At 68.8% G+C, this 13,406-nt stretch carries 10 protein-coding genes; 2 read left to right on the top strand and 8 right to left on the bottom strand.

Annotation, left to right across the window (positions count from 1 at the left end; all coding sequences use genetic code 11):
- Window positions 1-224 precede the first annotated feature (224 nt).
- Window positions 225-767, top strand: coding sequence for an SRPBCC family protein (locus tag AW273_RS17355; protein ID WP_062349360.1), 543 nt, complete (start codon window positions 225-227; stop codon window positions 765-767).
- Complete coding sequence (locus AW273_RS17360; protein ID WP_062349361.1) at window positions 764-1,939, top strand: zinc-dependent alcohol dehydrogenase; 1,176 nt, start codon at window positions 764-766, stop codon at window positions 1,937-1,939. The genes AW273_RS17355 and AW273_RS17360 overlap by 4 nt, the downstream gene beginning before the upstream one ends.
- 47 nt (window positions 1,940-1,986) lie before the next feature.
- Here the strand turns inward: AW273_RS17360 and AW273_RS17365 are convergent, their stop codons facing one another.
- From AW273_RS17365 to dnaK, 8 genes are all read right to left on the bottom strand, one after another.
- Entirely contained in the window at window positions 1,987-3,138 is a 1,152-nt protein-coding gene (locus AW273_RS17365; protein ID WP_062349362.1) for a glutathione-independent formaldehyde dehydrogenase, read from the bottom strand.
- Window positions 3,139-3,238: 100 nt separating this feature from the next.
- Entirely contained in the window at window positions 3,239-3,688 is a 450-nt protein-coding gene (locus AW273_RS17370; protein ID WP_062349363.1) for a DUF1931 family protein, read from the bottom strand.
- Between the two features lie 27 nt (window positions 3,689-3,715).
- Window positions 3,716-5,386 (bottom strand): FAD-dependent oxidoreductase, encoded by a 1,671-nt coding sequence (locus tag AW273_RS17375; RefSeq protein WP_062349364.1) that lies wholly within the window; start codon window positions 5,384-5,386, stop codon window positions 3,716-3,718.
- Between the two features lie 2 nt (window positions 5,387-5,388).
- A complete protein-coding gene (clpB, locus tag AW273_RS17380) occupies window positions 5,389-8,007 on the bottom strand; it encodes an ATP-dependent chaperone ClpB (RefSeq protein ID WP_062349365.1) in 2,619 nt (872 codons plus the stop codon).
- Window positions 7,998-8,309, bottom strand: coding sequence for a chaperone modulator CbpM (locus AW273_RS17385; RefSeq protein ID WP_062349366.1), 312 nt, complete (start codon window positions 8,307-8,309; stop codon window positions 7,998-8,000). Before AW273_RS17385 ends, clpB begins: the two co-directional genes overlap by 10 nt.
- Window positions 8,306-9,280: a DnaJ C-terminal domain-containing protein gene (locus tag AW273_RS17390; RefSeq protein ID WP_062349367.1), complete on the bottom strand. Its 975-nt coding sequence runs from the start codon at window positions 9,278-9,280 to the stop codon at window positions 8,306-8,308. Before AW273_RS17390 ends, AW273_RS17385 begins: the two co-directional genes overlap by 4 nt.
- On the bottom strand, window positions 9,280-9,822 hold the full coding sequence (locus AW273_RS17395; protein WP_083949828.1) for a nucleotide exchange factor GrpE: 543 nt from the start codon (window positions 9,820-9,822) through the stop codon (window positions 9,280-9,282). The genes AW273_RS17390 and AW273_RS17395 overlap by 1 nt, the downstream gene beginning before the upstream one ends.
- Before the next feature lies 1 nt (window position 9,823).
- On the bottom strand, window positions 9,824-11,704 hold the full coding sequence (dnaK, locus tag AW273_RS17400; protein ID WP_062349381.1) for a molecular chaperone DnaK: 1,881 nt from the start codon (window positions 11,702-11,704) through the stop codon (window positions 9,824-9,826).
- Window positions 11,705-13,406: the final 1,702 nt, after the last annotated feature.

Consider the following 13,406-nt stretch of genomic DNA (forward strand, 5'->3'; position numbering starts at 1 on the left):
GGGTGGGTTTGGTGGCATTTCAAGGGGTACGCCCAACTTGAACTGCCGCGGCCTGGATCACGGGTGACGCGGTCAACCTGATCTCGCTCGGCCGGCCAGCGCCCACGAGGGCGAGCGCATTCGGCGGCGGCCCGTCGGTGTCACCGGCGTCGCCGCCGGGATCACGGTGGTGGACCGAGATCTGCTCTCTGCTGGTGGTGCGAGGCACACGCAGAGGAGAACTCATGGAACTGACGGCCACGACGACCATTCGCAAACCCGTATCGGAGGTCTACGCGTTCTGGCGCGATCTGGAGAACCTGCCGACGTTCATGGCGCATCTCGAGGAGGTCCGTACCACCGGTGACCGTACGAGCCACTGGGTCGCCAACGCCCCGTTCGGCAAGGACGTCCAGTGGGACGCGGAGATCCTCGACGAGACGCCCGGCGAGAAGATCGGGTGGCGGTCGATCGGCGACGCCGACGTGCCGAACGCCGGCACGGTCCGGTTCGTGCCGGCCCCGGACGGTGTGAGCACTGAGGTGCACATCAGCCTGGTGTACGACATTCCGGGCGGCACGATCGGCAAGGCGGTCGCCAAGTACTTCGGCGAGGAACCGCACCAGCAACTCGACGACGACCTGCGCCGGCTCAAGCAGGTCCTGGAGACCGGTGAGGTGGTCCGGTCGGACGGCGCCCCGTGGGGCAAGCGGGCCCGCGAGGAGTTCCCGCAGCGTCCGGCGCAGCCGTTGTCGGACGCCGAGTTCGCGAAGGGGGCGGAGGCATGAGGGCGAACACCTGGGCGGGCCGCAACAAGGTCGAGGTCCGTGACGTGCCGGACCCGAGGATCCTGAACAGGCGCGACGCCATCGTACGGATCACCTCCACCGCGATCTGCGGTTCGGACCTGCACCTGGTCGACGGGTACGTGCCCACGATGCAGGACGGCGACGTCATGGGCCACGAGTTCATGGGCGAGGTGGTCGAGGTCGGCCCTGGCGTCGATCCGGAGCGGCTGCGCGTCGGGGACCGGGTCGTCGTGCCGTTCCCGATCGCCTGCGGCGCGTGCGGCGCCTGTGCCGCCGAGCTGTACTCCTGCTGCGAGAACACCAATCCCAACGCCGGGATCGCGGAGAAGATGTTCGGTCACCCGGTCGCCGGGATCTTCGGCTATTCGCATCTGACCGGCGGCTTCGCGGGCGGTCAGGCGCAGTACGCGCGGGTGCCGTTCGCCGACGTCGGCCCGCTCAAGATCGAGTCCGATGTGGCCGACGAGCAGGTGCTGTTCCTGTCCGACATCCTGCCCACCGGCTACATGGGCGCCGAGATGTGCGACATCCAGCCCAGCGACGTGGTGGCCGTGTGGGGGGCCGGCCCGGTCGGCCAGTTCGCCATGGACAGCGCCCGGGTACTCGGCGCCGCCAAGGTCATCGCCATCGACAAGGAGCCCTACCGGCTGGAGATGGCCGAACGGGCGGGCCACACGCCGGTGAACTTCGACGAGGTCGACGTGAGGTCGCGGCTGCTCGAACTGACCGGAGGCCGGGGACCGGACAAGTGCATCGACGCCGTCGGCCTGGAGGCCACCCACGGCAGCGCCCACATCGCCACCTACGACCGCGTCAAGCAGGCCGTACGGGCGGAGAGCGACCGTCCGCACGCGCTGCGCCAGGCGATCATGTCGTGCCGCAGCGGCGGCGTGGTCTCGGTGATCGGCGTCTACGGAGGTCTGGTGGACAAGTTCCCGGCCGGCGCGTGGATGAACCGGGCGCTGACCCTGCGTACCGGGCAGTGCCACGTGCAGCGCTACATGAAGCCGCTGCTGGGGCGCATCGAGCGCGGGGAGATCGACCCGACCCGGATCATCACCCACAGGCTGCCGCTCGACGACGCGGAGCGCGGCTTCGAGCTCTTCAAGAACAAGCAGGACCACTGCGAGAAGGTCGTGCTCAAACCCTGACGGCGGCCGAGCGGCCGGTCCCCATCCGGGGGGCCGGCCGCTGTGGCTCAGTTGAGCTGGTCGGGGTGGATGACGACCTTGGTCCAGCCGGGATCCCGCCGGTCGAAGTGCTCGTAGCCACCCGGTGCGTCGTCCAGGTTCAGTTCATGTGAGACGACCCAGGACGGCCGGGCCTTCCCCGCGTGGATGAGCCTGGAGAGCTTCCGGTTGTAGTTCTTCACGTTGCACTGGCCGTTGCCGATCATCTGGCCCTTGAACCAGAACATCCCGTAGTCGAAGGCGACCTCGCCCTGCTTGAAGAGATCGTCCGGGCTGCCGGGGTCCGACGGGATGTAGACGCCCACGACGCCGATGGTCCCGGTGAACTTGACCGATTTGACGAGGTTGTTGAGCGTCATGTTGGGGTGCTCGTGCCCCTGCGGGTCGTGCGCCTGGTAACCCACGCACTCGCAACCCCGGTCGGCGCCCAGGCCGTCGGTGAGCTCCATGACCTGGTCGACCGGTGACGCCTTGGAGTCGTCGATCGCGATCGCGCCGATCTCCTCGGCTTTGGTGAGCCGGTCGGGGTGGCGGTCGACGACCATGACCTTGCTCGCGCTCTTGAGCGTGGCGGAGTAGGCCGCCATCAGCCCCACGGGCCCGGCTCCGTAGATCACGACTGTGTCGCCCGCCTCCACCTGGGCGAGTTGGGTCGCGTGCCAGCCGGTCGGCCAGATGTCGGCGAGCATCACGTAGTCGTTCTGCTTCTCCCGTGCGTCCTCCGGGAGGACGAGGCAGTTGACGTCGCCGAACGGCACCCGCAACAGCTCGGCCTGGCCGCCGCTGTAGGGCCCCATGTCCGCGAAACCGTAGGCCGCTCCGGCCATGCCCGGCTCGGGATTGGTGGTGAGGCAGTAGGCCGTCAGGCCCTTCTCGCAGTTCTCACAGAAGCCGCACGAGACGTTGAACGGCATGCAGACCACGTCGCCGACGCGGACGTTGTGGACGGCCGACCCGATCTCGACCACCTCGCCGAGGTTCTCGTGGCCGAGGATCCGGCCTGTCTCGAAGTCGGTCCTGCCTTCGTACATGTGCAGGTCCGACCCGCAGATGTTGGTCGTGGTGATGCGGACCAGGACGTCGGTGGGCTGCTCGATGCGGGCGTCAGGGACCTGCTCGACGTCGACCTGTCGAGGTCCGTTGTATACGACTGCTTTCATGATTTCCTCGCATGCAGTTGTTTTGCGAAGGATCGCCTTGCCCATGCGCCGTGCAGCAGGTCAATGGTTCATTCCTTCTTCCTCATTCGCCGGCGGGACATCAGAGCAGCAGGTCGAAGACGCTCATCGTGCGCTCCCACTGCTCGGTCGCGGGGTTCTTCACGTCCGGATCCACGATCTTGAGAGTTTGAGCCAGTGCCACTGACAGGCCGCCGACGATCTCGGGCAGGCGGCCGACGGTCTCCTCGCCGATCGACAGGTCCAGCGGAGGCAGTTTGGCGAGCTGCTCCAGGATGGGTTTCAGCTCGATGTCCTCGTCGAGGCTCCGGAACCGGTGGATGCTCTCCTGGAGGCCCTTGGTGACGGGTAGATCGGAGGGTTCGATGACGTCGCGACGGTTCGCCTTGGCGTGGGCCTGGCCCATCACCAGGAGATCGTGGACCTTGTCGTTCACGAAGTCGCCGTAGCGCCGGAGGTCGTTCTTGTCGACGTCGACACCTGCGGCGCTGCGGAAGAACCGTTCGAATCTCGGCACCGCCATGAGAACCATGGAGGTCTCCTTCCTTCCGGCCCGGAGTCACTCTCCGGCCTGGAGATAGTCGTGGATCAGCCGTACGGCCATGGCGCCTTCGCCGACCGCCGCGGCCACCCGCTTGACCGAGCCGCTCCGCACGTCCCCGGCCGCGAACACGCCCGCCCTGCTCGTCTCCAGCGGGAACGGCCGACCGGCGGAGTCGGGCGTGTCCTGCCTGCCGGACCGGGTGGCGTCCGCGCCCGTCAGGATGTAGCCCTTCGGGTCGAGCGCGATCTCGTCGGCCAGCCAGGTGGTGTACGGCTCCGCGCCGATGAAGATGAACATCGCGCGGGCCTCGATCGTGGAACGCTCGCCGGTGCGGTTGTTCTCGGCGCTGACCGCGGTGAGCTTCTCCTCGCCGATCAGCTCCCGGACCTCGGTGTTCAGCATGATCTGGATCCGGGGGTGCCGTTCGATCTCGACGGCCAGGTAGCGGGACATGCTCCTGGACAGCGCGTCCTCCCGCACGAGCAGCCGGACACCGGCGGCGTGCCGGGCCAGGAACAGGGCGGCCTGACCGGCCGAGTTGCCTCCGCCCACGACGACGATCGGGTCCCGCTCGCACATCTGGGCTTCGAACATGGTCGCCGCGTAGTAGACGCTCGTGGACTCGAACCTTTCCAGGTTCGGGACGTCGAGCCGCCGATAGCGGACGCCGGTCGCGATGATCAGGGTGCGCGCGTGGATCGCGCCGCCGTCCCGGACGGTGACGACGTGATCATCCGCGTCGAGGTGCAGTCCGCATGCCTGTGCGGGGACGAGGAGCCGCGCCCCGAACTTGTCGGCCTGGATCACCGACCGCTCCGCCAGTTCGCCGCCGGATATCCCGGCCGGGAAGCCGAGGTAGTTCTCGATCCGGGAGGAGGTGCCCGCCTGGCCGCCCGTCGCGACGTTCTCCAGGGCCAGCGTCGCGAGGCCCTCCGACGCCCCGTAGACCGCCGCCGCCAGGCCCGCCGGTCCGGCCCCGACGACGAGCAGGTCGCATCGGGCCTGCCGCACCCGTGGCGCGGGGAGCCCGATCGCCCGGGCCAGCTCCGTGGTGCTGGGGTTGCGGAGCACCGTCTCGCCGCGCAAGATCACGACCGGGGTCTCCTCCGGGGTGACGTCCATGCTCCGCAGGAACCGCTCCGCCTCGTGGTCCTGCTCGAGGTCGATCCACCGGTGCGGCAGCCGGTTGCGCGCCGCGAACTCGCGCAGCCGTCGGGAGTCGGCCGAGAAGCAGGAACCGATGATGCGGAATCCGGCCCCCAGTCCGATGAGCATCGTGCGGCGGATGAGGTAGGCCCGCAGGATCAGGTCGCCGAGTTCCGGATTCCCGGCGACCAGGCGGCGGAGCGCGTCCGCCGGCACGGCGAGGACCTCGCCGTCCTCGGCCACCACGCCGGTGACGAAGCCCACCTGGCCGGTGAGGACGTTGAGCTCTCCCAGGAACCGGCCTGCCCCGTGGACGCCGATCACCCGGTTGTCTCCTCCGAATCCCTCGACCGTCGCGACCTTGCCGGCCAGGACGGCGAAGAATTCGGCGCACGGAAGACCTTCGGCGTACAGGACCTCGTTCTGGCGGACCCGGCGCCGCTCACCGTGCGGGGCCAGCGCCTGGAGCTGCGCGTCGCTCAGCCTCGGGTAGGCCCCCTGCGGGTCCGGCGTCTCTCGGAGTTCAGGTGGCCGGCGCATGGTCAGACCTCCGGATTCTCATACGCCACCGAGAGTGTGCCGCCGGTCATCCCGACCCGGATGACCGCGCCGTCGTGGACGTCGCCGGCGACCAGGGCGCGGGCGACGCGGGTCTCGACCTCGCGGGCGATGAAACGGCGCAGCGGACGTGCGCCGTAGACGGGGTCGAAGCCCTGCTCGGCGATGAAGCGCACGGCATCGGGTGTGACCTCCAGCGTCATCCCGCGTTCGGTGAGCCGGCTCCTGATCTCGGTGAACATCAGTGCCACGATCTGCTCGATCTCCGGCTCGGTGAGCGGTTTGAACAGCACGATGTCGTCGATCCGGTTGAGGAACTCGGGCCGGAACCGTGCGCGCAGTTCGGCCATCACCATCTCGCGGACCTCGGGGTCGATCTCGCCCGCCGGGCCGGCCTTCTCGCTCAGGAAGTGCGAGCCGATGTTGGACGTCATGATGATCACGGTGTTGCGGAAGTCGACCGTACGGCCCTGGGCGTCGGTGAGCCGTCCGTCGTCGAGCACCTGCAGCAGCGTGTTGAAGACGTCCGTGTGCGCCTTCTCGATCTCGTCGAACAGCACGACCGAGTACGGCTTGCGCCGGACGGCCTCGGTGAGCTGGCCGCCCTCCTCGTAGCCGATGTATCCGGGCGGGGCGCCGACCAGCCGGCTGACCGTGTGGCGCTCCTGGTACTCGCTCATGTCGACGCGGACGATGTTGTCCTGGGTGTCGAACAACGCCTCGGCGAGGGTCTTGGCCAGTTCGGTCTTCCCGACGCCGGTCGGGCCGAGGAAGACGAACGAGCCGATGGGCCGGCGCGGGTCCTTGATCCCGGAACGCGCCCGGATGATCGCGTCGGCGACCGCCTGCACGGCCTCGTCCTGACCGATGACGCGCTCGTGCAGGATCTGGTCGAGGTGCAGCAGTTTGCCCCGCTCGCCCTCCTGGAGCCTGCTGACCGGGATGCCGGTCCAGCGGGACACGATTCCGGCGATCTCCTCTTCCGTCACGACCTCACGGAGCAGCCGTCCCGCACCCTGCTTGGATTCCAGCTGCGTCTCCGCGACCTCCAGCTTGCGTTCCAGCTCGGGGAGCCTGCCGTGCATCAGCTCGGCGGCGCGGTTCAGGTCGTACACGCGCTCGGCCTGTTCGGCCTCACGCCGGACCATCTCGATCTCCTGGCGCAGTTGCTGCACCTTGTGCAGGGCGTGCCGCTCGGCCTCCCACTGGGCGCGCATGGCGTCGGCCTGGGCGCGCACGTCGGCGAGCTCGGCGCGCAGCGCCTCCAGGCGGGTCCGGCTCGCCGGGTCGTCCTCGTCGGCGAGGGCCGCCTCCTCGATCTCCAGGCGCATCACCCGGCGTGTGAGTTCGTCCAGCTCGGCCGGCATGGAGTCGATCTCCGTACGGAGCATCGCGCACGCCTCGTCGACCAGGTCGATCGCCTTGTCGGGCAGGAAGCGGTCGCTGATGTAGCGATGGCTCAGCACGACCGACGCGACGACGGCGTTGTCGGCGATCTTCACGCCGTGGAAGACCTCAAGGCGCTCGCGCAGGCCGCGCAGGATGGAGACGGAGTCCTCCACCGACGGCTCGTCCACGAAGACGGGCTGGAAGCGGCGCTCCAGCGCGGCGTCCTTCTCGATGTGCTTGCGGTATTCGGTGACCGTCGTGGCGCCGATCATGTGGAGTTCCCCGCGGGCCAGCATCGGCTTCAGCATGTTCCCCGCGTCCATGGAGCCCTCGGCCGCGCCCGCGCCGACGACGTTGTGGACCTCGTCGACGAACAGCAGGATCCGGCCTTCCGCCGAGGTGACCTCGGTCAGCACGGCCTTGAGGCGTTCCTCGAACTCGCCGCGGTATTTCGCCCCCGCGACGAGGGCGCCCACGTCGAGACTGAAGATCGTCTTGTCCTTCAGGCCCTCTGGGACGTCACCCCGGGCGATGCGCTGGGCGAGGCCCTCGACGATCGCGGTCTTGCCGACGCCCGGATCGCCGATGAGAACGGGATTGTTCTTGGTCTTGCGCGACAGGATCTGCACGACCCTGCGGATCTCGCCGTCGCGGCCGATCACCGGGTCGAGTTTGTCCGCCCTGGCGGCGGCCACCAGGTCGCGACCGTACTTCTCCAGGGCCTCGTAGGCGACCTCGGGGGTGGCGGAGGTCACGCGCTGGTTGCCGCGCACCTGCGTGAGGACCTCCAGGAAACGCTCGCGGTTCAGCCCGTGCGCTCTGAGCAGCCGTCCGGCCGAGGTGTCCGGCCCTTCGTCGAGCAGCGCCAGCAGCAGATGCTCGACCGAGACGTACTCGTCCCTCAGCCTCCTGGCCTCCCGATCGGCCGCCTCCAGCAGGCGGGACAGCCGCTGGGTCAGGTACACCTGGCCGGGTGCGGCGCCGGGACCGGTCACGCGGGGCCGACGTTCCAGCTCGGCCTCCACCTCCAGCGCCAACTTGTCCGCGTCGGCGCCGGCGGCCGAGAGCAGGCGGGGGGCCAGCCCCTGTGGCTGGTCCAGCAACGCGGACAGGAGATGCTCGCCGTCGACCTCGGTGTGGCCGAAGCGGGTCGCCTTGGTCTGGGCGCCCTGCAGGGCCTCCTGCGACTTCTGAGTAAGGCGGTTCACGTCCACGGCGTGCCTCCCGGAGTTCTCGTGCGGGTCCGCAGAGCCGCTTCGAGCTCCGCGATGCGATCGAGCAGGTCCGCCACCAGGCCCAGAGAGGCGTAGTTGACAGCCAGTTGCGTGTGCAGCCGCTGGAGGCGCCCGGCGGCGGCGAGCTGGGAGGGCGGGAAGCACAGGTCCCCCGCCGGGTCGCGGAAGGCGTCGATCAGGCCGAGCGTGACCAGGCGGCGCACCAACTCCGGATGCAGACCGGTCGCCCGCGCGAAGGATTCCAGGCCCAGGCGTGGCAGCCGGACAAGCGGATGGCTCATGGCCGGGTCCTCCCTTCCGATTCGGCGCGCGGGTCGAAGCCGGAGACGTCGGCCAGCCGCTCATAGAGGCGGCGCTCCTCGGCGCTCAGCGTGCGGGGGACCATGACCCGGACCTCGGCGAACAGGTCCCCGGGAGCGCCGCGGGGATGGGGCATGCCCTGCCCCCGCAGGCGCAGGCGGCGTCCGGAGGAGGAACCGGGCGGCACCTTGACCTTCGCCTCGCCACCGGGGGTCTCGACCGCCACGGTCGCGCCCAGCGCGGCCTCCGACGGGGTGAGGGGAAGCTGGACATGGATGTCCCGTCCCTCGACGCGGTAGCGGGGATGATCAGTGATTCGCGCGATCAGATAGAGGTCGCCCCTCTTCGCGCCGCCGGCGCTCTCGCCGCCCTGATCCGCGAGCCGGATCCGTTGCCCGTCCCGGACGCCCCGGGGGATCGTGACCTCCAGCGTCCGGGAACCTCCGGCGCGGGGCAGGGTGATCGTGCGGCGGCCGCCGCGGTAGGCCTCCTCGACCGTCAGCGGCAGCTCGGCCTCCTGGTCGGCGCCGGGCATCGGCCCCCAGCCGCGGCCCGCGCGTCCTGCGCGACCTCCGAACATGCCGCCGAACAGGTCCTCGAAGTCGACGCCCTCCCCGGTCTCGAACCGGACCTCCTGCCCGGCCGGACCGCGTGCCCATCCGGCCCGGCCCCCCGTGCCCGCCCCGGCTCGGGCCCGGGCGTACGCCGCCGGGTCCACTCCCTCGGGCACCTGCCGGAAGTCCCGGCCGAACGCGTCGTAGCGCCGCCGGGTCTCCGGATCGGACAGCACCTCGTAGGCCTCCGACACCTCCTTGAAGCGGTCCTCGGCGCTCGGGTCCTTGTTGACGTCGGGATGATAGGAGCGCGCGAGCTTGCGGTAGGCCCGCTGGATCTCCTCGCGGCCGGCCGTTCGCGGCACCCCGAGGATCTCGTAGAAGTCGCGATCGGCCATCAGTCCTCCGCCTTGGTCGACACGACGACCGACGCGGGGCGCAACTGGTCGGGGCCCTCGCCGTAGCCGGGCCGTACGACCGCGACGACCGTGCCCGGCTCGGCCTCCGGGTCCTCCACCGTGCTCACGGCCTCGTGCCTGGCGGGGTCGAACCGGGCCCCGAGCTCCTCGACGCGCGGGAAGCCCAGCCGCGCGAGCACGGCCACCGCCTGGTCGCGGACGGCCCGGACGCCCTCGATCACCGCGCTGGTGTCGCCGTCGGCGTGCCGCAGTGCCAGTTCGAGGTTGTCGACGACCGGCAGCCACTCCGCGGCGACCCTGGCCCGTTCGTCGAGCCGCTGCCTGGCGAGGTCCCGGGCCGTCCGCTTACGGAGGTTGTCGAGCTCCGCGGTCGCGCGTAGCCACCGGTCGTGCAGCTCCTCCAGCCGGGCGTCCGTGTCGGCCCCCGTTTCGGTGTCCTCACGGGGAGCGCCGGTTTCGGCCTCCATGGCCTCGGCCGTCGGAACCTGACCCTGACGTGGATCTCTGTCCTTGTCGGTCATGTCACTCCGGCCTGGTGAACTCAGCGTCGATCACGTCGTCGTCCGGCCCGCCCGCGCCGGGCTGCCCCGGCTGCTGCCCGGGTTGTCCCGGCTGAGCGCCGGCGCCCAGTGCGTGGAAGACCTGCTGGAGCTCTCCGGCCAGGACGCGCAGCCGATCGGCGGGCCCCTCCTCCTTGATGGCCTGGCGGGCGTCGGCGATCAACTGTTCCGCGCGGGCCTTCTCGTGCACCGGGACGGCGTCCCCGAGCTCGGACAGGCGCCGCTCCACCTGGTAGGCGACCGAGTCCAGCTCGTTGCGGGCGTCGACCGCCTCGCGGAGAGCGACGTCGTCGGCGCGGTGTCGCTCGGCGTCGGCGATCATCCGGTCGATCTCGCTGGTGTCCAGGTTGGAGCTCTCGCTGATCGTGATGCGCTGCTCGGCTCCGGTGTCCTTGTCCTTGGCGGTCACGTTGAGGATGCCGTTCGCGTCGATGTCGAAGGTGACCTCGACCTGCGGCACCCCGCGTGGCGCGGGCCGGATGTTCTCCAGGCGGAACCGGCCGAGCACCCGGTTGTCGGCGGCGCGTTCCCGCTCGCCCTGCAGGATGACCACGTCGACGGCCGACTGGTTGTCCTCGGCGGTACTGAAGATCTCGGTCCGGCGGGCCGGGATCGTGGTGTTCCGTTCGATGACCTTCGTCATGAGACCGCCGAGCGTCTCCACTCCGAGCGAGAGCGGGGTGACGTCGAGCAGCACGACGTCCTTGACCTCGCCCCTGATGACGGCCGCCTGCACCGCCGCACCGAGCGCCACGACCTCGTCGGGGTTGACCGTCATGTTGGGGTCCTTGCCCGTCATGCGGCGCACCGTCTGCTGCACCGCGGGCATGCGGGTGGATCCGCCGACCAGGATCACCTCGTCGAGATCGGCCGAGGTCAGCTTGGCGTCGCCCATGGCCTGCTCGACCGGGCCCTTGACCCGCTCGATCAGGTCGGTGGTGATCTGCTCGAACGTGGACCGCATCAGCGTGGTGTTCAGGTGCTTGGGCCCGTTCGCGTCCGCCGTGATGAACGGGAGGCTGATCTGGGTCTGGCTGACGGCCGACAGCTCAACCTTGGCCTTCTCGGCCGCCTCGAAGAGCCGCTGCAGGGCCTGGGGGTCGGCGCGCAGGTCGATGCCGTCCTGACGCTGGAACTCGTCGGCCAGGTGGTCCACGATCCGGCGGTCGAAGTCGTCGCCGCCCAGATGGGTGTCCCCAGCCGTGGCGCGGACCTCGATCACGCCATCGCCGATGTCGAGAATGCTGACGTCGAAGGTCCCGCCGCCCAAGTCGAAGACGAGGACGGTCTCGCTGCCCTTCTTGTCCAGGCCGTAGGCCAGAGCCGCCGCGGTCGGCTCGTTGATGATGCGCAGGACCTCCACGCCGGCGATCTTCCCGGCGTCCTTTGTGGCCTGCCGCTGGGCGTCGTTGAAGTAGGCGGGCACGGTGATGACGGCCTCGGTGACCTTCTCGCCCAGGAACTTCGCCGCGTCGGCCACCAGCTTCCTCAGCACGAACGCCGAGATCTCCTCCGGCGCGTACTGCCTGTCCTTGACCTTGAACCGCACGGCCCCGTCGGGACCTGCCGCGACGTCGAACGAGACCGCCTTGGTCTCGTCGCGAACCTCCTCGAAGCGCCGGCCCATGAACCGCTTGGCCGAGTAGATCGTCCCCTTCGGATTCAGGATCGCCTGACGGCGGGCCATCTGGCCGACCAGGACCTCACCCTGGTCGGTGAAACCAACCACCGACGGTGTGGTCCGCGACCCCTCGGCGTTCGGGATGACCGTTGGATGGCCGTCCTCGGTCGTCGCGATCACGGAGTTCGTCGTGCCCAGATCGATGCCCACTGCCTTCGCCATCGCCATGTCCCCTCACGGTTCCGCGTGGTCTGGCCCATCCCTGCCGGGTTTCGCTGATCTCGGCCGCAATGCGCCGTCGGACTTCCCAGCCAGAAGGTCGAACACGACTCCGCGACCGTCTGCACCGGCCTATCTGAATTTGTCGTGAAGCGGATTTCGCACTCGCCTGCCGGCGACGATCGCGGGCGGCGATGCGAACGCCCTGCGCTGAACGCCGTAGCCGATCGCCACTCCAAATCACGATCGCGGAGCCCAGCGTCCACCACGACCAAAGGCTGACGAACAACAGGCTGATCAGCGGTCGGTGAGCCACCGAGAAGCCTCGGTCACGCGCCGTCAGCCATAGCCCTAAGATCAACCCCCGGTCTGAATCGCTATAGATCCAGTCAATGGGTCCGGGTGGCTGCCTGAAACCCCCAGATATCCATTTTTGGATCAAACAAGCAGGGAGGGCAGGCTCGGCTTTCTCCGCGTGGGGGCGGCGGCCCGGCCCGCGAGCCGTCGGCTGTCAGCCACCGGTGCAAGATCTGCAATCGAGGTGTTGAGGTTGCGGGTGAAAGTCGCGGAAGCCTGGCCAAGCGTTCTTCATCTCTGCGGATGACTCGGCGAAATAGACGATGCCCGGCACGAGCTGGTCGAGTTCCTGGTGGAAGACCACAGGGGGCTGACGCCGTACGGCCCAGCCCTCTGGCGTTTGGGTCGTCCAGACATGCCGAAGACGTCTTCGCAGATGTCCCGAGGCATCCGTTGACGGCACCTGTGAGTGGCTACTGCTTGACGTGGCTGGTGGCCCAGACCAGATGTTCGCAGCGCCTCGTGACACCCCTGATTCCAAAGATGGTGCTGTTCCCCCCACAGCCACACTCGGCTCCGTTGGCGTCGGCAGCGGCGTGGATGCCGAGGATCGGGGCCGCGCTTTCGGCCTCGACGTACAGGTTGTCGGCCTGTTGACACAGGCCACGATGTGCCAGCGGTCCTACGACACACGGACGCTCCCGGCGGAGGTGGCATGACCCCATCTCGGGCCGGGTTCGACAGACACGGCAGACGTAACAGACGCGGCGGTTGTCGCGGTGAGGACAGGAGAGAGGGTGAACGCGCGAACAAGCACAACGATCCGTTCCAGGAGGGTCGCCGAAACGGCTGCCCTCCTGCACGAAGTTCCCCCCGGACCTTGGCGCTTAGACCAGGGCTTGGCCCTCAGCTGACCTGTCTAGGGAGGAAGGATGCTGCCGGGCCCGCTTACGCGGGGTGTTCTGTGGACGTGATCTACGTTCGGCTTGACGTGAATGCCCTTAGCGATGTTCCCACTCCGGGGAGGTACCAATGAGCAACCGGCGAGCAAACACGTCGATCCCGCCTCGCCGTCGAGATTCCCCAACAGGGACAAAGTCAACGGTCAAACCGGGACAAGAGTGGGGCGCCAGGGATTCGAACCCTGAACCTACGGATTAAAAGTTGGCGGGTTCCGTGCCGTCAGCTATCGCGGCGTGCCGAGTCCTACCGTTTTGCCCGCTCTCATCCCTGAGTTAGTGCCGGTCGGTGGTGGCCCGTGCCGCGTCATATCGCATGCCAATGAGCAACCGCCGAGCAACCGTGAACTACCCGATCGGGCTTTACCGAACCGCAGGGACGCGACCTTACCCCATCCTTACTCTGAATTGACGATCCCGACACGCTTGCCGAGGCGCCACATCGTGGG

This window comes from Herbidospora yilanensis (assembly GCF_001570565.1).
In the GTDB taxonomy this organism is placed as follows: domain Bacteria; phylum Actinomycetota; class Actinomycetes; order Streptosporangiales; family Streptosporangiaceae; genus Herbidospora; species Herbidospora yilanensis.

Coding starts and splice junctions, on each gene's coding strand:
- AW273_RS17360 (WP_062349361.1), top strand. CDS start 764: ATGAGGGCGAACACCTGGGCGGGCCGCAACAAGGTCGAGGTCCGTGAC.
- AW273_RS17390 (WP_062349367.1), bottom strand. CDS start 9,280: ATGGCCGATCGCGACTTCTACGAGATCCTCGGGGTGCCGCGAACGGCC.
- dnaK (WP_062349381.1), bottom strand. CDS start 11,704: ATGGCGAAGGCAGTGGGCATCGATCTGGGCACGACGAACTCCGTGATC.
- AW273_RS17385 (WP_062349366.1), bottom strand. CDS start 8,309: ATGAGCCATCCGCTTGTCCGGCTGCCACGCCTGGGCCTGGAATCCTTC.
- AW273_RS17355 (WP_062349360.1), top strand. CDS start 225: ATGGAACTGACGGCCACGACGACCATTCGCAAACCCGTATCGGAGGTC.
- AW273_RS17370 (WP_062349363.1), bottom strand. CDS start 3,688: ATGGTTCTCATGGCGGTGCCGAGATTCGAACGGTTCTTCCGCAGCGCC.
- AW273_RS17365 (WP_062349362.1), bottom strand. CDS start 3,138: ATGAAAGCAGTCGTATACAACGGACCTCGACAGGTCGACGTCGAGCAG.
- AW273_RS17375 (WP_062349364.1), bottom strand. CDS start 5,386: ATGCGCCGGCCACCTGAACTCCGAGAGACGCCGGACCCGCAGGGGGCC.
- AW273_RS17395 (WP_083949828.1), bottom strand. CDS start 9,822: ATGACCGACAAGGACAGAGATCCACGTCAGGGTCAGGTTCCGACGGCC.